At 67.9% G+C, this 21,324-nt stretch carries 23 protein-coding genes and 1 tRNA gene; 15 read left to right on the forward strand and 9 right to left on the reverse strand.

Features of this window, described 5'->3' with window-relative positions; all coding sequences use genetic code 11:
• The 3 genes from WA944_RS02165 to WA944_RS02175 form a co-directional block, all read left to right on the forward strand.
• The coding region (locus tag WA944_RS02165) for an alpha/beta fold hydrolase (RefSeq protein ID WP_526646207.1) at positions 1-84 on the forward strand (84 nt) is incomplete at its 5' end.
• A gap of 2 nt (positions 85-86) precedes the next feature.
• On the forward strand, positions 87-1,745 hold the full coding sequence (gene menD / locus WA944_RS02170) for a 2-succinyl-5-enolpyruvyl-6-hydroxy-3-cyclohexene-1-carboxylic-acid synthase (protein WP_526610523.1): 1,659 nt from the start codon (positions 87-89) through the stop codon (positions 1,743-1,745).
• 41 nt (positions 1,746-1,786) lie between these two features.
• The gene (locus WA944_RS02175) at positions 1,787-2,341 is read left to right on the forward strand and encodes a DUF3592 domain-containing protein (RefSeq protein WP_526370746.1); all 555 of its coding nucleotides are present in this window, start codon (positions 1,787-1,789) and stop codon (positions 2,339-2,341) included.
• Here WA944_RS02175 and WA944_RS02180 read toward each other — a convergent pair.
• Positions 2,302-2,991, reverse strand: a complete 690-nt coding sequence (locus tag WA944_RS02180) for a DsbA family protein (protein WP_526370744.1) — start codon at positions 2,989-2,991, stop codon at positions 2,302-2,304. The two genes, WA944_RS02175 and WA944_RS02180, sit on opposite strands and share 40 nt — an antisense overlap.
• A gap of 86 nt (positions 2,992-3,077) precedes the next feature.
• On the opposite strand from WA944_RS02180, the gene WA944_RS02185 reads away from it, so the two are divergent.
• On the forward strand, positions 3,078-4,205 hold the full coding sequence (locus WA944_RS02185; protein ID WP_526370742.1) for a glycosyltransferase family 4 protein: 1,128 nt from the start codon (positions 3,078-3,080) through the stop codon (positions 4,203-4,205).
• 16 nt (positions 4,206-4,221) lie between these two features.
• Here the strand turns inward: WA944_RS02185 and WA944_RS02190 are convergent, their stop codons facing one another.
• The 4 genes from WA944_RS02190 to WA944_RS02205 form a co-directional block, all read right to left on the reverse strand.
• Positions 4,222-6,012 carry a thiamine pyrophosphate-requiring protein gene (locus WA944_RS02190; protein WP_526646203.1) on the reverse strand — a complete coding sequence of 597 codons (1,791 nt, stop codon included), beginning with the start codon at positions 6,010-6,012 and terminating at the stop codon, positions 4,222-4,224.
• Positions 6,013-6,148: 136 nt separating this feature from the next.
• Positions 6,149-6,658 carry a MarR family winged helix-turn-helix transcriptional regulator gene (locus tag WA944_RS02195; RefSeq protein ID WP_526610526.1) on the reverse strand — a complete coding sequence of 170 codons (510 nt, stop codon included), beginning with the start codon at positions 6,656-6,658 and terminating at the stop codon, positions 6,149-6,151.
• Between the two features lie 12 nt (positions 6,659-6,670).
• Complete coding sequence (locus WA944_RS02200; RefSeq protein ID WP_526370736.1) at positions 6,671-8,656, reverse strand: aconitate hydratase; 1,986 nt, start codon at positions 8,654-8,656, stop codon at positions 6,671-6,673.
• A gap of 96 nt (positions 8,657-8,752) precedes the next feature.
• On the reverse strand, positions 8,753-9,577 hold the full coding sequence (locus WA944_RS02205; protein WP_526370734.1) for an SDR family oxidoreductase: 825 nt from the start codon (positions 9,575-9,577) through the stop codon (positions 8,753-8,755).
• Between the two features lie 70 nt (positions 9,578-9,647).
• Between WA944_RS02205 and WA944_RS02210 the strand changes: the two genes are divergently transcribed.
• Positions 9,648-10,337: a demethylmenaquinone methyltransferase gene (locus tag WA944_RS02210; RefSeq protein WP_526646205.1), complete on the forward strand. Its 690-nt coding sequence runs from the start codon at positions 9,648-9,650 to the stop codon at positions 10,335-10,337.
• Positions 10,338-10,456: 119 nt separating this feature from the next.
• On the forward strand, positions 10,457-11,515 hold the full coding sequence (locus tag WA944_RS02215) for an alpha/beta hydrolase (protein ID WP_526370730.1): 1,059 nt from the start codon (positions 10,457-10,459) through the stop codon (positions 11,513-11,515).
• Here WA944_RS02215 and WA944_RS02220 read toward each other — a convergent pair.
• Positions 11,512-11,931, reverse strand: coding sequence for a GAF domain-containing protein (locus WA944_RS02220; protein ID WP_526370728.1), 420 nt, complete (start codon positions 11,929-11,931; stop codon positions 11,512-11,514). The genes WA944_RS02215 and WA944_RS02220 overlap by 4 nt on opposite strands.
• Positions 11,928-13,178, reverse strand: a complete 1,251-nt coding sequence (gene menJ, locus WA944_RS02225; RefSeq protein ID WP_526610530.1) for a menaquinone reductase MenJ — start codon at positions 13,176-13,178, stop codon at positions 11,928-11,930. Before menJ ends, WA944_RS02220 begins: the two co-directional genes overlap by 4 nt.
• 21 nt (positions 13,179-13,199) lie before the next feature.
• On the opposite strand from menJ, the gene grcC1 reads away from it, so the two are divergent.
• From grcC1 to WA944_RS02245, 4 genes are all read left to right on the forward strand, one after another.
• Positions 13,200-14,207: a nonaprenyl/(2E,6E)-farnesyl/geranylgeranyl diphosphat synthase gene (grcC1, locus tag WA944_RS02230; RefSeq protein ID WP_526370724.1), complete on the forward strand. Its 1,008-nt coding sequence runs from the start codon at positions 13,200-13,202 to the stop codon at positions 14,205-14,207.
• 89 nt (positions 14,208-14,296) lie between these two features.
• On the forward strand, positions 14,297-15,169 hold the full coding sequence (gene htpX, locus WA944_RS02235; protein ID WP_526370722.1) for a zinc metalloprotease HtpX: 873 nt from the start codon (positions 14,297-14,299) through the stop codon (positions 15,167-15,169).
• A 132-nt stretch (positions 15,170-15,301) separates the two neighbouring features.
• On the forward strand, positions 15,302-15,784 hold the full coding sequence (locus WA944_RS02240) for a hypothetical protein (RefSeq protein ID WP_526370720.1): 483 nt from the start codon (positions 15,302-15,304) through the stop codon (positions 15,782-15,784).
• A gap of 36 nt (positions 15,785-15,820) precedes the next feature.
• A complete protein-coding gene (locus tag WA944_RS02245; RefSeq protein ID WP_526370718.1) occupies positions 15,821-16,366 on the forward strand; it encodes a hypothetical protein in 546 nt (181 codons plus the stop codon).
• A gap of 3 nt (positions 16,367-16,369) precedes the next feature.
• On the opposite strand, the gene WA944_RS02250 is transcribed toward WA944_RS02245, so the two are convergent.
• Positions 16,370-17,395: an NAD(P)H-dependent glycerol-3-phosphate dehydrogenase gene (locus tag WA944_RS02250; protein ID WP_526370716.1), complete on the reverse strand. Its 1,026-nt coding sequence runs from the start codon at positions 17,393-17,395 to the stop codon at positions 16,370-16,372.
• A 116-nt stretch (positions 17,396-17,511) separates the two neighbouring features.
• Between WA944_RS02250 and WA944_RS02255 the strand changes: the two genes are divergently transcribed.
• Both WA944_RS02255 and WA944_RS02260 read left to right on the forward strand, forming a co-directional pair.
• Entirely contained in the window at positions 17,512-17,769 is a 258-nt protein-coding gene (locus WA944_RS02255) for a ribbon-helix-helix protein, CopG family (protein ID WP_526370714.1), read from the forward strand.
• On the forward strand, positions 17,756-18,199 hold the full coding sequence (locus tag WA944_RS02260; protein WP_526370712.1) for a type II toxin-antitoxin system VapC family toxin: 444 nt from the start codon (positions 17,756-17,758) through the stop codon (positions 18,197-18,199). The genes WA944_RS02255 and WA944_RS02260 overlap by 14 nt, the downstream gene beginning before the upstream one ends.
• On the opposite strand, the gene WA944_RS02265 is transcribed toward WA944_RS02260, so the two are convergent.
• Positions 18,186-18,677: a YajQ family cyclic di-GMP-binding protein gene (locus tag WA944_RS02265; RefSeq protein ID WP_526610536.1), complete on the reverse strand. Its 492-nt coding sequence runs from the start codon at positions 18,675-18,677 to the stop codon at positions 18,186-18,188. The two genes, WA944_RS02260 and WA944_RS02265, sit on opposite strands and share 14 nt — an antisense overlap.
• A gap of 158 nt (positions 18,678-18,835) precedes the next feature.
• On the opposite strand from WA944_RS02265, the gene WA944_RS02270 reads away from it, so the two are divergent.
• The 3 genes from WA944_RS02270 to WA944_RS02280 all read left to right on the forward strand — a co-directional run.
• A tRNA-Tyr gene (locus WA944_RS02270) sits at positions 18,836-18,918 on the forward strand.
• A 1,040-nt stretch (positions 18,919-19,958) separates the two neighbouring features.
• On the forward strand, positions 19,959-20,384 hold the full coding sequence (locus WA944_RS02275; RefSeq protein ID WP_526370920.1) for a nitroreductase family deazaflavin-dependent oxidoreductase: 426 nt from the start codon (positions 19,959-19,961) through the stop codon (positions 20,382-20,384).
• Between the two features lie 59 nt (positions 20,385-20,443).
• Positions 20,444-21,324, forward strand: an 881-nt coding sequence (locus WA944_RS02280) for an AAA family ATPase (protein WP_526610251.1), incomplete at its 3' end; no start/stop codon positions are given.

Genomic DNA, 21,324 nt, shown 5'->3' on the forward strand with positions numbered 1-21,324 from the left:
CCCGGCACCGGGCACCTCGGGTTCATCGAGAAGCCCGAGGTCGTCAACACCGCGATCCTGAATTTCTTCGCCGATAGTCTGTAGGGATGAACCCCTCGACGGCGCAGTCCCGGGTGGTCGTCGACGAGCTGATCCGCGGCGGTGTCCGCGACGTCGTGCTGTGTCCGGGGTCACGCAACGCTCCGCTGGCGTTCGCGCTGCACGACGCCGACCGCGCCGGCCGGCTGCGGTTGCACGTGCGCATCGACGAACGCACCGCGGGCTTCCTGGCGATCGGGCTGGCCGCCGCGGAGCGGGCCCCAGTCTGTGTGGCGATGACGTCGGGCACCGCGGTGGCGAACCTGGGTCCGGCGGTGGTGGAGGCCAACTACGCCCGGGTTCCGCTGATCGTGCTGTCGGCCAACCGGCCCTACGAACTTCTGGGCACCGGCGCCAACCAGACATTCGAGCAGTTGGGATACTTCGGCACCCAGGTGCGGGCCAACATCAGCCTGGGTCTGGCACCCGAACTGCGTGGGGCGTCGGGTGAACTCGACACCTTCAACGCCCAGTGGCGGTCGGCGACGTGCCGGGTTCTGGTGGCGGCCATGGGATCTCGGTCAGCCAACGCTGGGCCGGTGCAGTTCGACATCCCGCTGCGCGAGCCGCTGGTGCCCGCCGCCGACGACGCCGACGAGCCGGGCCGGCAGTACGCTCCCGAGGGCCGTCCCGGCGGCAGGCCGTGGACCTACACGCCGCCGGTGACGTTCGACCAACCGCTGGACATCGACCTGACCCCCGACACGGTGGTCATCGCCGGGCACGGCGCCGGCGTGCACCCGAACCTGGACCATCTGCCGACGGTCGCCGAGCCGACGGCGCCGCCCGCGGGCAACCCGCTGCATCCGTTCGCGCTGCCGCTGCTGCGCCCCCAACAGGTCATCATGCTGGGCCGTCCGACACTGCACCGCCCGGTCTCGGCGCTGCTCGCCGACTCCTCGGTGCCGGTCTACGCGCTGACCACCGGCCCGCGCTGGCCCGATGTGTCCGGCAACTCGCAGGCGACCGGCACCCGCGCGGTCACCACCGGCACGCCGTCGCCGGACTGGCTCCGTCGCTGCAAGGAGGGCAACCACCATGCCGTCACCGCGGTACGCGAACAGCTGGCCGCCCATCCGTTGACCACCGGCCTGCACGTCGCCGCGGCGGTGGCGGACGCGGTGCGGCCGGGTGACCAGCTGGTGCTGGGCGCGTCGAACCCGGTCCGCGACATCGCGCTGGTGGGGTTCGACGCCACCGGGGTCAAGGTGCGTTCCAACCGCGGCGTGGCGGGCATCGACGGCACGGTGTCCACCGCGATCGGCGCGGCGCTGGCGTTCGAACGTGCCGGCGGGAGCCGCACCATCGCGCTTCTCGGCGACCTGACCTTCGTGCACGACAGCTCGGGTTTGTTGATCGGGCCGACGGAGCCGACACCGCAGGGCCTGACCATCGTGGTCTCCAACGACAACGGTGGCGGCATCTTCGAACTGCTCGAGCAGGGTGATTCGAGATTCGCAGACGTGTCGTCGCGCATCTTCGGCACCCCCCACGACGTCGACGTCGGCGCGCTGTGTCGGGCCTACCACGTCGAGAACCGCCAGATCGAGGCCGGCGAACTCGCCGATGCCCTCGACGAGCCGGGTGACGGGATGCGGGTGTTGGAGGTGAAGGCCGACAGGTCGTCGTTGCGGGCGTTGCATGCGTCGATCAAGGCTTCACTGTGAGCGAAGCGAACGATACGGCTTCTGTGAACATTGCGGCTCGGGTGAGCGAAGCGTTGGCTCGGTTGAAAGCGTTGTGGCGGCTGATCATTCCGCACCTCTACGGTGAGCCGGGGGAGACGCGCGGCGGCCGGATCGTGCGGCGTATCCGGATCGGCATCGTCGTGGCGGCGTGTCTGGTGACGTTGCAGTCGGTGCTGTTGGTGCTCGGCGCGTGGCGCAACGACCGGCAGATCGAGCGTCACCTCGGGGTGGCCGAGGCCAGTGTGCTCGACGCCGGGCCACGGCGTTCGACCATCGAGTTCGTCACCCCCGACCGGGTGACCTACCGTCCCGAGCTCGGCGTGTTGTACCCGTCGGAGCTGGAACCCGGGATGCGCATCTACGTCGAGTACGACACCAACAATCCGGATCTGGTGCGGGTGCGCGACCGCGATGCGTCGCTGGCGGTGATCCCCGCGGGCTCGATCGCGGTCGTCGGTTGGCTGGTGGCAGGTGCGGCGCTCGGCATGACCGCGATGCTGGAACGGCGCCTGGACCGGCGCGAGGTGACCTCCGGTCAGGACGCGACGAGTTCGTCGAGCCAGTTGTTGTCGTAGATGTCGAGCTTTTCGCCGCCGTTGAGGTCGTAAACCGTTGGGGTGCCGGTCTGCAGCGGGTCGATCTCGAACAGGTAGCCGAAGTTGTTGTCCTCCATCTCGGCGATGTCAACCGCCGCCTCGTCGCCCGCGACAGCGTCGGCCACGGCGTCGGACATCCCCGCGGCGGCCGCCATGTCGCGGAGTTCGTCGGCGGTGAACGCCGGCCCGCCGGAATCCTGGTTGGCCCACAGCTCTTCGACGAAGCGCTGGAATTGTGAGCCGTCGGCGGCGGCTCCGGACACCGGCGGTTGTGCGGCCAGGAACATCGCGTTGGCGACCTTCGAGGAGTATCCGTCGTAGTCGTCGTCCATGAACGTCAGCGGACGGTAGGTGACCTGGAGCCGGCCCACGTTGATGAGGTAGGCCAGTTGGTCGCCGAAGTCGCTTTGCAGGTCGGCGCAGTGCCGGCACTGCGGTTCGGTGAAGATCTCGATCTGTGCCGTTGCGTCGTCGAAGCCGGCGACGATCCCGTACCCGTCGGCGGCCAGCGCCAATGGCACCCTGGCAGGGTCGCGCAGGGCGGTTCCGGTGATCTGGTTGGTGCAGCCGACGACCGCAAGCAGCAGCCCGAGGATTCCGATGACCAGGGTGGTTCTGGAAATCCGCATGTCGAGAGACTAGTTGCGCCCGGCAATTCGTGTGGCATATCCCTTCTGGCAACCTCGGCGACAGATGGTGATGTCACTGTCGCGGTGTGCGGGTCGCGATCGTCGCAGAATCATTCCTCCCGAATGTCAACGGCGTCACCAACTCGGTGCTCCGGGTGATCGAGCATCTGCGCCGTACCGGTCATGAGGTGTTGGTCATCGCCCCGGACACCCCACGCGGGCAGGCCCCGGCCGACAGGGTGTACGAGGGCATCCGCGTGCACCGGGTGCCGTCGCGGATGTTCCCCATGGTGACGTCTCTGCCGTTGGGTGTGCCGCGGCCGCGGTTGGTCGGCGTGCTGCGTGGGTTCGATCCCGACGTGGTCCACCTGGCGTCGCCCGCGCTGCTCGGCTACGGCGGCCTGCATGCAGCGCGCTACCTGGGGGTGCCGACGGTCGCGGTTTTCCAGACCGACATCGCGGGCTTCGCAAGCAGCTACGGCATCGGGATCGCCTCCCGAGCGGCATGGGCGTGGACCCGGCATCTGCACAAGCGGGCCGACCGCACTCTCGCACCGTCCACGTCGGCGATGGAAGACCTTGCTGCGCATGGTATCCCACGCGTGCACAAGTGGGCACGCGGAGTGGATGTCACAGGCTTCGCGCCGTCAGCGCGCGACGAGCGGCTGCGCCGGTCCTGGTCTCCGGAAGGTAAGCCGATCGTCGGCTTCGTCGGGCGTCTGGCACCCGAGAAGCACGTGGAACGACTGGCGGCGCTCGCCGACCGCGATGATCTGCAACTCGTCGTCGTCGGTGACGGCGTCGATGGTGCCAAACTCCGATCCGTGCTTCCCCGAGCGGTTTTCACCGGTTCGCTGTACGGCGAGGCGCTGGCCGCCGCGTACGCGAGCATGGACGTCTTCGTGCACCCTGGTGAGCACGAGACGTTCTGCCAGGCGGTGCAGGAGGCGATGGCCTCGGGGCTGCCGGTCATCGCGCCGGACGCCGGCGGCCCACGCGACCTCGTCGCGTCCTACCGCACCGGCCTGTTGCTGCCCGTCGGCGAATTCGAAGGCCGGTTGGCGCACTCGGTCGACCATCTGGTGGCCGAGCGCCGTCGGTACTCACCGGCGGCCCGCCGCAGTGTTCTCGGCCGGACCTGGCCGGTGATCTGCGAGGAACTGCTCGGCCACTACGACGAGGTGCTCGGACTCGGCGCCGCGAAAGCGGCGTGACCCCTGCGGTCCGCACTCAGCCGCGGTGCGGGACGAACTCCTGTGCCTTGGTCTTGGCGCCCTGGACCATCAGATGCCAGGCCTCGGGGTCACCCTTGAGGATCGAGGAGGTCAGCTCCTTGGCCTGCTCGTAGGTGGCGTGCGGCGGTATCGGCGGCACCTCGGGGTCACACCGGATGTCCAGCACCACCGGTGCGTCGGCGGCCAGCGCCTGATCCCAGGCGGAGCCGATGTCGTCCTCGTTGTCCACGGCGATGGCCTGAAGTCCCATCACGCGGGCCACCTTGGCATAGGACACCTCGGGAATGGTCTGCGATTCCTCGAACTTCGGTGCGCCGCCCATGGCGCGCAGTTCCCAGGTGACCTGGTTGAGGTCGTTGTTGTGGAACACGCACACGATCAGCCGTCGGTCGGTCCACTGTTCCTGGTAGCGCCTGATGGTCAGCAGTTCGGACAGACCGTTCATCTGCATCGCGCCGTCGCCGACCATGGCGATCACCGGCCGGTCGGGGTGGGCGAACTTGGCTCCGATCGCGTACGGCACCCCGGGACCCATGGTGGCCAACGTGCCTGACAGCGACCCGCGTACCTCGTTGCGGAAACGCACGCAGCGCGCATACCAGTTGGTCGAGGATCCGGAGTCGGCGGTGACGATCGCGTTGGCGGGCAGCCGTTCGGACAGTTCCCACGCGACGCGCATCGGGTTCACCGGCTTGGCGGACAACATGCTCTGCCGCTCAATGGTTTCCCACCAGCGGGCGACGTTCTTCACGATCGTCTCCTGCCAGGACCGGTCTTCATTGCGTTCGAGCAACGAAATCAACTTGTTCAGCGTCGACGCCGCGTCGCCGACGATGTTGAGTTCGGTCGGGTAGCGCATCCCGATCGCGGCGCCGTCGATGTCGATCTGAACGGCACGCGCCTGCCCGTATTTCGGCAGGAACTGGCTGTACGGGAAGTTCGATCCGACGATGAGCAGGGTGTCGCAGTCGCGCATCAGTTCATAACTGGGGCGGGTGCCCAGAAGTCCGATCGAACCGGTGACATACGGCAGGTCGTCGGAGAGCACATCCTTGCCCAGCAACGCCTTGGACACGCCGGCGCCGGTCAGTTCGGCGACCTGTTGCACCTGGGTGGCAGCCGAGCGCGCACCCTGTCCGATCAGGATGGCCAGTTTGCTTCCGGCGTTGATGATGTCGGCGGCCCGGTGCACCTGGTCATCGTGGGGGACCAGCATCGGATGCTCGTAGCCCGGGGCGCTCGACGGCACCTGCTTGAACTCGTGTCCCGGTGCCTCGTAAGGCTCTTCCTGCAGATCGGACGGGATGATGATCGCCGTCGGGGCACGACGGGTGAGCGCGGTGCGGATCGCGCGGTCCAGCGCGTTGGGCAGCTGGCTGGCCACGTTGACCTCGACCAGGTAGTCACTCGCGACGTCCTTGAGCACGGACTGGAGGTCGACCTCCTGCTGGTAGCTGCCGCCCATTGCGCTGCGTGCGGTCTGTCCGACGATCGCGACCACCGGGACGCGGTCGAGTTTGGCGTCGTACAGACCGTTGAGCAGATGCACCGCCCCCGGCCCCGAGGTGGCCATGCAGACGCCGACGCGACCGGAGAACTTCGCGTAGCCGACTGCTTCGAAGGCGGCCATCTCCTCGTGTCGGGCCTGGATGAACTGCGGCTTGTTGTCGGATCTTCCGAAAGCGGCCACCAGGCCGTTGATCCCATCGCCCGGATAGGCGAACACCTGCTCGACGTTCCATTCGCGCAAGCGCTTCAACACGTAGTCAGCGACGTCCTCTGCCATGTTTCTCCTCCGCGGTGGCGGACACCAGTCGGTGTGCCGCTGCGCTTTGGCCGGGTACCCGAGCCCACCGGCCCGAAACGACGATCACGAAACCCGAGGGGTCGATCAGTTGCGCACGCGCAACAATCTCGTCGTTTCAGGACGTCGCGGGCCACAGCAGTGTCAGGATGCTGGCTTCGTCGTCGGTTTCGCTGGCCGCATCGGCGAACGCGGCGAGCGCACTTGCGAGTGCGTCGCGTTCGGTGGCCGGCATGCGGCGCAGGATCCGCTGGATGGCCGTTCGGCGTCGCCGGGTGACGTTCTCCACCAACCGGCGCCCCGGCAGGGTCAGGGTGAGCACGATGTTGCGGCGGTCCACTTCCGAGGGCCGGCGGTCCAGCAGTCCCTCTCTGATGAGCCGCTCGCACGTGCGGCTGGCGTTGGACGGGTTGACGTCCAAACCGGCGGCGACCGAAGCGAGATTCATCGGACCACGGGTGTAGATCATGACGAGCACCCGGAACTGCGGAACCGTGACGACGTCGTCGACACCAGCCATCGACGCCGCGGCGATGCCGACCAGCGCGCGGGACGCCACCAGGACGGCGTCGACCTGTTCCGGGGCCGGGGCATCGGCGGGGGTGCGTCCTGGGCGCTGCTGAGCCATGATGTGGGTGCGTCAGCGGAGCCGCGCCGCCGCCTGAGCGGTTTCCTCGCTGCCTTCTTTCAGTTGCGGTATCAGTCCGCCGGCAAGCACATACCGCAGTTGGCGAGGGGACAGCCGGTGGCGCACCTGAAACGAGGGCTTCTTGGTGACGTTGTCCACGGTGATCGGATCGGCGCCGTGGAGCGCCTCGTGCAGACCGTGCAGTGCCAGCGAGTCGTCCCTGTCGATCCCGTCGTAGTCGTCGGCGTCGACGTACTCGAGTGCCAGCACGCCGAAGTTGGCCAGGTTCTGCCAGTGGATGCGGGCATACGATTTCGCGATCACCGCCCGAAGACCCAGATGCCGCAGCGCGATTGCGGCGTGCTCGCGGGAGGAACCCTGACCGTAGTTCTCGCCGCCCACCACGATGTGCCCGGTATCGCCGGCGTCCTGTGCACGCTGCGGGTAGGACTCGTCGATCTGGGTGAAGCTGAACAGCGCGAGCTTCGGGATGTTGGACCGGAAGGGCAGCGCCCGCGCGCCGGCGGGTGAGATCTCGTCGGTGGAGACGTTGTCGCCCGTCTTGAGCAGCACAGGGGCCTCGAAGTCGTCGAGCAGCGGCTCTGGGTCGGGTAGCCGGGAGATGTTGGGGCCCTTGACCGGTTCGACGCGCTGGGCGTCATCGGGGTTCAGCGGCGCCACCAACATCGCGGTGTTGATGCTGTGCCGCGACGGCAGGTCGAGTGTCGGGTACGACATGCCATTTTCGCGTGCCCAGTCCCGGGGATCGGTGATCACCCCGGTGAGCGCGGAGGCGGCTGCGGTCTCCGGCGAACACAGCCAGACTCGGTCTTCCTTGGTACCCGACCGGCCGGGGAAGTTGCGCGGCATGGTGCGCAGCGAGTTGTGCCCGGTGGCCGGCGCCTGACCCATCCCGATGCATCCCATGCAGCCGGCCTGGTGGACGCGCCCGCCACTGACTATCAGCGACGTCGTCGCACCCATCTTGGTGAGGTCGGTGAGGATCTCGCGCGACGTCGGGTTGATGTCGAAGCTGACTTCGGGCGAGGTCTGCCGGCCGTCCACCATCGCCGCTGCGATCGCGAAGTCCCGCAGGCCGGGATTGGCGCTGGAACCGATCACCACCTGAGCGATCTGCTCGCCGGCGACTTCACGTACCGGCACCACGTTGCCCGGAGACGACGGTTTGGCGATCAGCGGCTCCAGCGAGGACAGGTCGATGGTGTCCTCGACGTCATAGCCCGCCCCGTCGTCGGCGACCAGTTCGCCCCAATCGTCCTCGCGTTCCTCGGCGCGCAGGAAGTCGCGCACCGCCTCGTCGCTGGGGAACACCGTGGTGGTGGCGCCGAGTTCGGCGCCCATGTTGGCGATGACGTGCCGATCCATCGCCGTCAGCGAGGCCAGCCCGGGTCCGTGGTACTCGATGATCCGGTTGACGCCGCCCTTGACATCGTGGCGGCGCAGCATCTCGAGGATGACGTCCTTGGCCGAACACCACTGTGGCAGCTCACCCTCCAGCCGCACGCCCCACACCTCGGGCATGCGCAGGTGCAGCGGTCTGCCTGTGATGGCAACCGCCACCTCCAGTCCGCCGACGCCGATGGCCAACATCCCCAGCGAACCCGCGGCCGGAGTGTGGGAGTCCGAGCCGACCATCGTCTGACCCGGGACGCCGAACCGTTGCATGTGCGTGGGATGAGACACCCCGTTGCCGGGCTTCGAGAACCACAGGCCGAACCGCTCTGCGGCGGTGCGCAGATACTCGTGGTCCTCGGCGTTCTTCTCGTCGGTCTGCAACAGGTTGTGGTCGACGTACTGCACGCTGACCTCGGTACGCGCGGTGTCCAGCTCGAGCGCCTCGAGCTCCTGCATCACCAGTGTGCCGGTGGCGTCCTGGGTCAACGTCTGGTCGATGCGCAGCGCGATCTCCTCGCCGGGCGTCATTTGACCGGATACCAGATGTGATTCGATCAGCTTCTGAGTGACATTCGCCGGCATCACATCTCCTGCCGCAGTCGGGACCCGATGGTTGTCGGTTAGCCCGATCGCAGAGACATCAAACGGTGACGTCGACGCGAGCTACGTCGGCTCGCCTCAGCCTTGCGCTTCGACCGCCACCGGCTGCCACTGCTCCCAGGTCGCGAGCCGGTTCTCGTAGTCGGCCTTGGCCAGTTGCAGCGGCACCTCGCCGAAGAACACCCGCAGCGGCGGTTCCGCCGCGTCGACGACCTTGAGGATCGCGCGCGCGGAGGCCTGCGGGTCGCCGGGCGCGGAGTTGCGGGACGCACGTTCCTGGGCGGCGGTGGCATGTACGTCGGCGTAGTCGGGCAGCGGTTCGGCGCGCTTGGCCGACGGGCCGGCCCAGTCGGTGGCGAAGCCCCCCGGCTCGATCAGCGTGACATGCACCCCGAAGGGCGCCACCTCCTGGGCGAGAGCCTGGGAGAAGCCTTCCAGCGCCCACTTCGACGCGTGGTACATGCCGACATTGGGGAACGCGGTGATGCCGCCGATCGAAGACACCTGGATGATGTGGCCGCTGCGTTGCGCCCGCAGGAAGGGGAGCGCGGCCTGGGTGATCCACAGCGCACCGAACACGTTGGTCTCGATCTGAGCGCGCGCCTCGGCTTCGGAGATTTCCTCGATGAACCCGAACTGTCCGTAGCCGGCGTTGTTGACGACGATGTCGAGCCGGCCGAAATGTTTGTGGGCCTGTTCGACGGCGGCGAAGTCGGCCGCCCGGTCGGTGACGTCCAGCGTGATCGGCAGCAGCGCGTCGCCGAACTCGGCGACCAGGTCCTCGAGGGTGGACACGTCTCGTGCGGTGGCGGCGACCTTGTCGCCACGCTTGAGCGCCGCGATCGTCCATTCGCGGCCGAAGCCGCGGGAGGTGCCGGTGATGAACCAGATCTTTTCGGTCATGGGTGGGTCAATGCGCACACCGCCACCGCGCATTCCCATCACAAGCAGGTTCACAGGTAGCGTCGGTCGGGTGAATCGCGCGTCGCTGGAGAAGAATCCCCATGAGGTGGCGTCGATGTTCGACGGCGTCGCACGCCGCTACGACCTGACCAACACCGTGCTCTCGCTGGGCCAGGACCGGTTCGGGCGCCGCGCCACCCGCGAGGCCCTGAGAATCGGGCCCGGCGACAAGGTGCTCGACCTGGCGGCCGGCACCGCCGTGTCGACCGAGGAGCTTGCGGCCTCGGGCGCGTGGTGCGTGGCCGCAGACTTCTCCGTCGGCATGCTCGCCGCGGGCGCGGGGCGCCGGGTGCCGAAGGTGGCGGGTGATGCCACCCGGCTGCCGTTCGACGACGGGGTCTTCGACGCGGTGACGATCAGCTTCGGCCTGCGCAACGTCGTCGACCACGCCGCGGGGTTGCGGGAGATGGCTCGGGTGACACGCCCCGGGGGACGGCTGGTGGTGTGTGAGTTCTCGACGCCGACCAACACGCTGTTCTCCACGGTGTACAAGGAATATCTGATGCAGGCGCTGCCGCGGATCGCCCGTGCGGTGTCGTCGAACCCCGACGCCTATGTGTATCTGGCGGAGTCGATCCGGGCGTGGCCGGAGCAACCCGAGCTCGCGCGGCGCATCGGTGACGCCGGCTGGACCGACGTGCGGTGGCGCAACCTGACCGGGGGCATCGTCGCCCTGCACGCCGCCACCAAGCCGCAGTAGCTGCGTCCCGCGAACGCGCGCGTCTGCACGCCGACGCGCCGCCACAGACGTACATCTGCGCGCGTTCGCCGCCCGCGAAACCCGCATTCAGCGCACCCAACAGCGCTACCGTCACGACCATGCCGCACGGACGCCTCGCCGACCCCGACACCACGCTGGGCACCGACCCGCGCTCAGACCCCCGCATGGTCGAGGCATTCGCCCGATTCGGTCTGGACGGACCGATGCCGTCGAGCGGGCTTACTGTCGACTCCCCGCTGGAAGAGCGGCACGCGTTCGCGGCGATGAGCGAAGAAGCCATCGGCATGATCTTCGAAACGCTGGCCCACGACGTCACCGAGCCCGACGGGGTGTCGTCGACCACGAAAACCATCACCGGTGTCGACGGCCACGACATCACGCTCTACATCAGCAGGCCTGGACACGCTGATGTCCCACTGCCGGCCATCCTGCACCTGCATGGCGGCGGGATGGCGATCGGCAGCGCGACGGACCTGTGCTACGTCCGGCTGCGTGAACATCTCGCCGCGACCGGTCTCGTCGTCGTCGGGGTCGAATTCCGCAACTCCAGCGCCAAATTGGGCTCACATCCGTTCCCGGCCGGGCTCGACGACTGCGCGTCAGCCGCCCGCTGGGTCAGCGCCAACCGCCGCGATCTCGGCATCAGCCACATCGTCGCATCCGGGGAATCCGGCGGTGGCAACCTGACACTGACGTTGGCGCATAAGGCGAAACGGGAGGGTTGGATCGACGAGATTGCAGGCTTCTATGCACAATGCCCGTTCATCTCGAATCGGTGGCTTGACCAGTGTGAGGACCTGCCGTCACTCGAGGAGAACGACGGATACTTCATCAGCCGCGAGCAGGCCGCGCTGCTCGGATCGCTGTATGACCCCGACGGAACCCATGCTCAGGATGCGACGTGCTGGGCGGCGATGGCCACCGACGATGAGCTGAAAGGACTTCCGCCGCACGTGATCTCAGTGAACGAACTGGACCCGCTGCGCGACGAGGGCCTGCAGTACTACCGCAGGTTGCTGCGCGCCGGGGTGCCCACCGTGGGGCGGGTGGTGGCGGGCACCTGCCACGGCGGGGACCTGCTGTTGGGCGCCACGATGCCGGAGGTGTTCGGCGCCAGCGTCCGTGATCTCAGCGGCTTCGCGCACTCGCTCGGCTAGGTTCGCTCCCACAGCCGCGCGGACTGACCGCCGACGTCCGGATCGTCGATCTGCTGGAAATTGCGCCCGCCCCGGCCGAAGGTGGCGATGACCGCAGGGGGCGCCGCAGACTCGGTGATCGGGGTCGCCAGCCACCGGCATGCCCGGACATGAACCAGGTCGACGCTCTCGCCCTCGGCATCGTAGAAGTACGGCCCGTCGAGCCGGCCCAGCCAGTACAGCCCGTCGCCGTCGCGGCTCCACACGAAGGACCCGTCGGGCACCTCGGCGAAGCGCTCGACGCGACGGGCAAGCCGCTCCGGGTCACCACCACCGCCGAACCCGCACAGCCCCAACGTATGTGCCCGCTCCAGGGTGGCCTGCGGGTCAACCTCGTCGCGGCGGGAGCGCAACGGTGCGCGGTACACCGACGTCATGTGAAGGGGCGGCGGACGTCGATCCGGCCCGACAGCCGGCCCGCCCCGCGCCACACCTGGGCCACCGCGTCGGCGTCCTCGTCGGTGACGAAGTTGCCCATCACCCGCACCGCGATCTTCATCAATGCCGACGACCGCATCGCCAGCGGCCCGGCTGCCGGCAGGAACCGCGGGAACGTCAACAGCAGCGCCAGCCGGCGGGCCACCGAGAACCCCTGCGCGTAATGCTCGTGCAGCACCGCCGGCCACGCCCGCGAGTAGTCGTCGAGCCCCAGCAGATCCACGGCCAGCCTGCCGGTCTCCAGCCCGTAGTCGATGCCCTCGCCGTTGAGCGGGTTCACGCACGCCGCGGCGTCACCGATCAGCATCCAGTTGCGCCCGGCCACCCCGGAGACGGCGCCGCCCATCGGCAGCAGCGCCGACAGCCCGGCCCGCGGTTCGCCGTCGAAGCCCCACTCCTCGCGGCGCAGCTCGGTGTAGTAGCTCATCAGCGGTCGCAGCGCCGCGTCGGCGGGTCGTTTCGAGGTGGCCAGCGCCCCGACACCGATGTTCACCTCACCGTTGCCCAGCGGGAAGATCCAGCCGTACCCCGGCAGCACCTCACCGGCGGGGGAGCGCAGCTCCAGGTGGGAGGTGATCCACGGTTCGTTGCTGCGCGGGGTGGCGATGTAGCCGCGGATCGCCACCCCGTAGACAGTCTCCTTGTGCCATTCGCGGCCGAGGATGCGGCCCAGGGTGGAGCGGGCGCCGTCGGCGACGATCAAGTCGGCGCACCGGATCATCTCCCCGGAGTCGAGCACCACACCCGTCACCCGGCCTGACGGATCACGATGTACATCAACGGCTTTGGCGCCGAGCTTCATCTTCGCGCCGTCGTCGACGGCGACCAGCCGGATGCGCTCGTCGAGCTCGGTGCGCGGCACCGCGCTGCTCGAGGGTGGGAACGACGGGCCCGGCCAGGTCACCTCGACGTCCGCGCCGAACCCCGACATCCGCAACCCGCGGTGGGCGATCTTGTCCTCGAGCCAGGAACCGAGCCCGAGGCGTCGCAGTTCGGCGACCGCGCGGGGCGTCAGGCCGTCACCGCAGGCCTTGTCCCGGGGGAACTGGGCAGAGTCGATCACCAGCACGTCGCGTCCCGAGCGCGCCGCCCACGCCGCCGCCGCGGATCCTGCAGGCCCGGCCCCGACCACGACGACGTCAGCACTGCTCGACCCCTCGGTCGCACCTGTCGCCGGGTAGTCCATGACTCCCAGTATGTTGGCAGTGTGAGGACACCGGCGAACGTGGTGGCAGGAGTGGACTTCGGGGATGCCCAGTTCGCCCAGGATGTCCGGGACGGCGTGGCCCGGGTCGAGGCACTGATGTCCGAGGAGTTGGGCCGTGCCGACGCACTGATGTCCGAGGCCGTGCAGCACCTCTTCCAGGCCGGCGGGAAACGGTTCCGCCCGCTGTTCACGGTCTTGTCCGCCCAGCTGGGGCCCGAGCCCGACGCCTGGCAGGTCACCGTCGCCGGCTCGGTGATCGAGCTGGTGCACCTGGCGACGCTGTACCACGACGACGTGATGGACGAGGCGCAGATGCGTCGCGGAGCGCCCAGCGCCAACGCCCGATGGGGCAACAACATCGCGATCTTGGCCGGCGACTACCTGTTCGCGACGGCGTCGCGGTTGGTGTCACGGCTGGGTCCGGAGGCGGTGCGGATCATCGCCGACACCTTCGCGCTGCTGGTGACCGGCCAGATGCGGGAGACGCGCGGCACTGCCGACCACGTCGACTCGGTGGATCACTACCTCAAGGTCGTCTACGAGAAGACGGCCTGTCTGATCTCGGCGTCGGGCCGGTTCGGGGCGACGTTCTCTGGCGCCGACGCTGACCAGGTCGAGCGGCTGGCCCGGCTCGGCGGCATCGTGGGCACGGCCTTCCAGATCTCCGACGACATCATCGACATCGACAGTGACCCCGACGAGTCGGGGAAGGTGCCGGGCACCGACCTGCGCGAGGGTGTGCACACCCTGCCGGTGCTGTACGCGCTGCGCGAGACCGGACCGGACGCCGAGCGGCTGCGTGAACTGCTGTCCGGCCCGGTCAACGACGATGACGACCTGGCCGAGGCACTTCGGCTGTTGCGCGCCTCACAGGGCATCGCGAAGGCCAAGGAGGCCGTGGCCGGATATGCCAAGCAGGCCGAGGTGGAGCTGGCCCAGCTGCCCGACGGGCCGGGGCGTCAGGCGTTGGCCACGTTGGTGAACTACACCATCACCCGGGACGGCTGAGCCCCGAAGGAACCAGCTGGTGCCACCTGGACGTTGAGTACAGCGATGACTCTCGTAGGTTCGGCGCAGCTTTCAAGGAGGAAGCCACGATGACTTGGCACCCGCACGCCAACAGGGCGAAGACGTTCCTGTTGCTGGTGGTGTTCTCGGGTCTGATCGTCGGTGTCGGCGCCATGTTCGGGCGCAACATCATGTTCTTGGCGGTGCTGTTCGCCGTCGGCATGAACGCCTATGTGTATTTCAACAGCGACAAGATGGCGTTGAAGGCGATGCACGCCCAGCCCGTCACCGAGATGCAGGCGCCGGTGATGTACAAGATCGTGCGCGAACTCGCTACCACCGCCCGCCAGCCGATGCCCCGGCTCTACGTCAGCGACACCGCCGCCCCGAACGCGTTCGCCACCGGCCGAAACTCGCGCAACGCCGCGGTGTGCTGCACGACGGGGATCCTGGGGATCCTCAACGAACGCGAGCTGCGGGCCGTGCTCGGCCACGAGCTGTCCCACGTCTACAACCGGGACATCCTCATCTCGTGTGTGGCGGGCGCGATGGCCTCGGTGATCACCGCGCTGGCCAACCTGGCGTTCTTCGCGACGATGTTCGGCGGCAACCGGGACGGTGGAACCAATCCTTTTGCGATCCTTCTGGTTTCGCTGCTCGGTCCGATCGCTGCGACGGTCATCCGGCTGGCGGTGTCGCGGTCGCGGGAGTATCAGGCCGATCAGTCCGGCGCCGAGCTCACCGGTGATCCGCTGGCGCTGGCGAGCGCGTTGCGCAAGATCAGTGCCGGGGTGCAACAGGCGCCGCTGCCGCCGGAGCCGCAGCTGGCCGACCAGGCCCACCTGATGATCGCCAACCCGTTCCGCGCGGGCGAGAAGATCGGCAAGCTGTTCGCGACGCACCCGCCGATGGAGGACCGGATCGCCCGGCTGGAAGCCATGGCAGGCCACCGCCCCTACTGATCCCCGCCGGAACGGTATTCCAGCAGGCCCGCACGCGCATTTTGGCTGCTGGAATACAGTTCCGGCGAAGGTGCGCGCGCTGTCTCGGCGTGCGGGGTGCGCGCCCGGAAGCCGCCCCTTAGGGTGAGCGGCGTGCTGACCAGAATCCTCACAGTCACAGCGGCAGCGGCAGCGGCAACGGCAGCGGCAGCGGCCGTGGCCCTGGCGGGTGTCGCCGCGGCCGACCCGCCCGCGCTACCGAACATCAACGCCATGCCGCCGGTGAACCCGATGGACTTCGCCGCCGAAGAGGGCGCCTGGTACTCCTTCGGCGTTCCCGGCGGGGTGACCTGTGTGATGGACCGGCAGACCGGCAGCTACGGCTGCAGCGGTCCACTGCCGGCGGCACCGGGCGGCGCCAACCTGGTCACCGGCTGGGTCGGCGGCAGCCCCGACTTCAGCACCTCCGACCGCCCGATGTACGGCGCCGTCGACAACCCGCGGCCGCTTCCGCCGGGCACCCGGATGAGCTTTCGCACCGTGAGCTGCGGCACCGACGGCGTCGTGACGTCCTGCCTCAACACCGTCGACCAGTCCGGCTTCGTCCTCAGCCCGGCCGGCAGCTTCACCTTCTGAAACACTGCTGCCCTCGTCGACGACACATAGGCTGTGATGGTGCTGAGCAGAATTCTCGTCGGCAGGCTCGTGGCTCCCGCGTGTGTCGCCGCGGCCGCGGTCCTCAGCGGGTCGGGGCTCGCCGCAGCGCAGCCACCGCCACCGCCACCCACCCCGCCGGCCCCCGACATCAACGCGATGGCGCCGGTGAACCCGAAGGACTTCGCGGTCTACGACGGTTCGGCCTACGTGTTCGGCACAGCCGGGCTGACCTGCATGCTGCAGCGCTCCGGCGGCTACGGCTGCAACGGCCCGATCCCTGCGGGGCCGCAAGGCGCGAACCTGGTCGGCGGCAGCTCGGGTGGAGTGCCGACCTTCGGCGCGTCGCCCGCCCCGATGTACCGCGGGCCGGTCACCCCGCTTCCGCCGAACACCCGTCTGAGCTTCGGCACCGTCAGCTGCGGCGGCGACGGGACGATGACGGCGTGCGTCGACAGCAGGAACCAATCCGGGTTTGTGCTCAGTCCCGCCGGTTCCTTCATCGTCAACCCGGTGAACCCGTTGGTGGCCCGGCCCGAGGGCACCAACCCCTACATGAACTGAGGCTCAGAAGCCCGATCCGTGCACCTCGTGGCCGGGCTTCTCCACCATCAGGCCGCGGTAGGCCTGCTCCACGCTCGAGCCGTGGTTGACCACGCCGTCGACTTCGCGCGCGATGGGCATCGTGATGCCGCACTTGTCGGCGAACTCCATGATCACGCTGGAGGCCTTCACGCCCTCGGCCACCTGGTTCATCGAGGCGATGATCTCGTCGATCGGCTTGCCCGCGCCGAGCTGCTCGCCGACATGCCGGTTGCGGCTGCGCTGGCTGGTGCACGTCACGATCAGGTCGCCCATGCCCGCCAGCCCGGCGAACGTGTCGCGGTGCCCGCCGAGTGCTTCGCCCATCTTGGACATCTCCCGCACCGCGCGGGCCATCACCATGGCGCGGGTGTTCTCCCCGATTCCCAACGAGTAGCCCATCCCCACCGCGATCGCGTACACGTTCTTGAGCGCACCGGCCATCTCGACGCCGATGACGTCGTCGGTGGTGTAGGTGCGGAAGCGCTTGGTGCGGAACAGCTGTGCGAGGTTGGCGGCCAGGTACGGGTCAGGCATGGCCAGCACCGCGGCTGCGGCATACCCTTCGGCGATCTCGCGGGCGATGTTCGGTCCGGCCAGGATGCCCGCGGGGTGGCCGGGCAGCACCTCGGTGACGATCTGGCTCATCCGGTAGTTGGTGCCCTGCTCGAGGCCTTTGACCAACGACACGACGGGCACCCACGGGCGTAGTTCGCGGGCCAGCTCGGTCAGCACGTTGCGGAAGCCGTGGGACGGCACCCCCATGACGATGACGTCGGCGCATTCGGCGGCCTCGGAGAAGTCGGTGGTGGCCCGCAGCGTGTGGGCCAGCTCGACCTCGTCACCGAGGTACTTGGAGTTGCGGTGGTTCTGGTTGATGTCGTCGGCGGTCTCCTGCGAGCGCACCCACTGCAGCGTCGGCCCGCGCCTGGCGCAGATCGACGCCACGGTCGTCCCCCAGGATCCGCCACCGAGGACGACGACGTGGGGATCGCGCTGCGCAGGTGCCATAGCGACACATTAGGACTGCCGCCTCGGCTACCGGGCGGGTTTGGCGAGCATCGGCCACCGCCGGGGCTGACCTGGGAGAGCATCTTTATGCCTAGAGGTGGTGCTAACGTGTCAGGGTGCGTACCACCATCCGTATCGACGACGCGCTCTACCGCGAAGTCAAGCAGCGTGCAGCGCGCACGGGCCGGACGGTCGCCGCTGTACTCGAGGACGCAGTCCGCCGCGGACTCACTCCGACAGACATCGGCGCACGCGACAGATTCGCAGTGCACCCCACGGGCGAAGGTGGACTGATGCCCGGGGTGGATCTGTCGTCGAACGCCTCACTGTCCGAAATCATGGATGACGAGGCATCGCTCGATGCGATGCGTTGACACCAACGTCCTGGTGTACGCCTACCGCGCGGACCTGCCCGAGAATCAGGCGTACCGAATGCTCCTCGAGGAATGGGCGAACGACGACGAGCCCCTCGGCATCCCAGACGTGGTCACGAGTGGATTTGTGCGCATTCTGACAAACCGCAGGGTGTTTCGTGAGCCCACCCCGCCGGCCGAAGCGTGGGAAGCGGTCGACGCCATACTGCGGGCTCCGGCAACCATCGCCCTTCGGGCCGGTTCACGCCATTGGGAGCTGTTCCGCCGGCTGGCTGCCGACATCGATGCCCGCGGCAACGATGTGCCCGATGCCTATCTCGCCGCCTACGCGCTCGAGAACAATGCGACATTCCTGAGCGCCGATCGCGGCTTCGCCAGGTTCGGCCGGCTGCGGTGGCGGCATCCGACGGACGGCCTCAACGGTAGTTGACGAACTGCACCGCGACGTCGAGGTCGGCGCCGCGCAGCAGCGACTGCACCGCCTGCAGGTCGTCGCGCTTCTTGGAGCTGACGCGGATCTCCTCGCCCTGGATCTGCGCTTTGACCCCCTTGGGGCCCTCGTCGCGGATCAGCTTGGTGATCTTTTTGGCTTCCTCGCTGCTGATGCCCTGTTTGAGGGTGCCGCTGACCTTGTAGGTCTTGCCGCTGGCCTGCGGGTCCCCGGCGTCGAACGCCTTCATCGAGATGTCGCGGCGCACCAGCTTCTCCTTGAAGACGTCGACGGCGGCCTTCACCCGCTCCTCGGTGGAGGAGACGATCTCGATGCCCTCCTCGCCCTTCCGCTCGATGCTGGTGTCGGTGCCGCGGAAGTCGAAGCGTGTGGACAGCTCTTTCGCCGCCTGGTTGAGCGCGTTGTCGACCTCCTGGCGGTCGACCTTGCTGACGACATCGAACGATGAATCCGCCATTGGACTCGTCCCTCCCTCGATGGTGGTGTGAGTGCTTGGTTCCATCTTGGCCGCTGCGCGGCACCACGTGAACACCGGCCCCCACCCGCCGGTTTGTGTCCGGGGCCGGTGGTCGTTGTATCCTGCTGAACGCGCTTGGAGCGCACACGCAGCACCCCGGCAGGTTGCCCGAGCGGCCAATGGGAGCGGACTGTAAATCCGTCGGCTTACGCCTACACAGGTTCGAATCCTGTACCTGCCACGCTGTTCAGGCCCCCTTTCGAGGGGGCCTGATCGTGTTCGGATGGACGCCATCCGACGGCGGGGGATTCACCGCCGCGCCGGGCTCGGGGCGGTACGAACTCACTCGGCAGGAGCGGGTATCGCTGACAGCGGTTGACCTTGCTCAGCAGCCCACACCATGTCGATGCAGAATTTCTCACCGATCGGAAGCTCCTTCGGCGTCGAGACGTGCTGCCAAAATGCGCTCTCACTGAGCAGGCCGAGGGTCCCAACCTGACCTCTTTCTCAACTCCCGGAACCCGCACTATGACCGATCCGTCCGCTACGTCCATCTCGAACCGGTACGTACCGTTCAGTGCCAGGGGCGGGCTGAACGTACCCTTGGCCACCTGCGCAGGTGTGTCGCCGTCCCGATGCCTGGATAAGCCCCAGCTGGCGGGGGAGACCGTGAGCTGCACCAGATTTCGGCCCAGGCTGTCATCTGCTGCGATTCCCATGACCAGGGTCTCGTACCCTCCGTTCCTGACCTTCGTCCAGCGTCCCTCCGCGCCGATGCGACGAATGGTGCCTCGAAGCGTCTGGACTGCGTAGACGTTGGTGTCGTCGGACGAAACGAAGTGGCCATCGCGGATGAACGCGCCCGTCTCCACCGGCAGCGCGGGGCTGCCGGGTTCACCTCTGCGCATTTCCCATCTGGCGTCGAGACCGCCTTGGGTGTCGGGACGTTCCAAATCATCGACGAACGATGCACCCGGTGCAGTGGAGGGGGCGGGGGAGCGACGGGCGGCGGCGGCGTGTAACGAGATTCTTACGGCGGCGGTTCATGAGCACAACCACTGACCGCCGTGAACAGCAATGCAGCAGCAAACAGCCGCTTCGGCCCCACCATGCAGGATGTCTAGTCGGAGTTATCCCTGGACCACTGGAAAATGGCGGTGGCGCACCCCGCCGGTCTTCCGCTGGACCCCGACGATCCCGTGTCAGTCAGAACGGATCAATAATCCAGGGAGCTGCAGCGCCCGGGAATACCCGCTGCCGTTTCCGCGGTAGATAACCCATATGGACAAAGCAGCTATCGACGAGATGAACCGCACGGTGATCGCGGAGTTCCGCACCACCGGCGGCAAGGCCGGTGGGGTGTTCGAGGGCAAGCCGCTGGTGCTGGTGCACCACGTCGGCGCGAAGTCGGGTACTGAGCGCATCGCACCACTGGTGCCGTTGTTGGACGACGGCCGAATCTTCGTCTTCGCCAGCAACGGCGGCGCCGACAACCACCCGGACTGGTTCCACAACCTGATGGCCCACCCGGAGGTCACCGTCGAGCAGGGCACCGAGACGTTCCGCGCCACCGCGCGGGCGCTCGAGGGGGCCGAGCGTGACGCGGTCTACGCCAAGCAGGTCGCCGTGGAACCGCAGTTCGGCGAGTATCAGAGCAATACGACGCGGGTCATCCCGGTCGTTGAGTTGGTGCGCGCCGGGCGTTGACCTGCAACGTATTTGACGGACGCGTGGACAGCTGACAGCAATTTTGAAAAGATTTGTGAATGCTCGGAGCCGCAGAAAAAGTCGCGGGGGCACACAGCGTTGGCAAATTCCTCGAGCGCGTCCGCGTGCAGCCCTCGGCGTTGTTCATCGATGGCGAAGCAGGTATCGGCAAGACCACGTTGTGGCTGGCGACGATACAGCGTGCCCGGCAGAGCGGGTTTGCTGTGCTGTCTGCTCAGGGTGCCCAGACCGAGTCGGTGCTGGCCTACGGTGGGCTGGCAGACCTCGTCAGCGACGTCGACGCCGAGGTTTGGGCGGGACTGCCTGAGCCGCAGCGTGCCGCGATGCTGCGGGTGGCCGGCCACCGCGAGATCATCGGTGGCGTCGATGATGTTCGTGCCGTGTCGGCCGGGTTTCTCACGCTGGTGCATGGTCTGGCCGCCCAGGCGCCGGTGTTGATCGCTGTTGACGACATCCCGTGGATCGACCGGTCCACCCGCGACGTGCTGGCGTTCGTCACCCGCAGACTCGACCGCCCGGTGGGACTGCTCGTCACCGAACGCCTTCGCCCGAACGCCGCGTCGGCCAGTACGTGGCTGCGAATGCTGCGCCCGGAGGCGTCCCAGAACTTGACGCTGGGCCCGCTGAGTCTGGGCAAGTTGCACTCGGTGCTGTCGGGCCGGCTGGGGCGGTCGTTTCCCCGGCCCACCATGGCCCGCATCGCTGAGATCTCCGGTGGAAACCCTTTCTACGCTTTGGAATTGGGACGGGCGCTACTCAGTGATCCGCGCGGTACAGATGCCGCGCTGCCCGGCACCTTGGCTGAACTTGTCTCGGCCCGGGTCGGGAGTCTGCCAGAGGAGGTGCTGGCCTGCCTGCTGGCGGTTGCATGCGCGGGAACCGTGTCGACGACGACGGTCGCGCAGGCCATCGATCGCGA

It is taken from the genome of Mycobacterium sp. (assembly GCF_049683355.1).
Lineage (GTDB): Bacteria > Actinomycetota > Actinomycetes > Mycobacteriales > Mycobacteriaceae > Mycobacterium.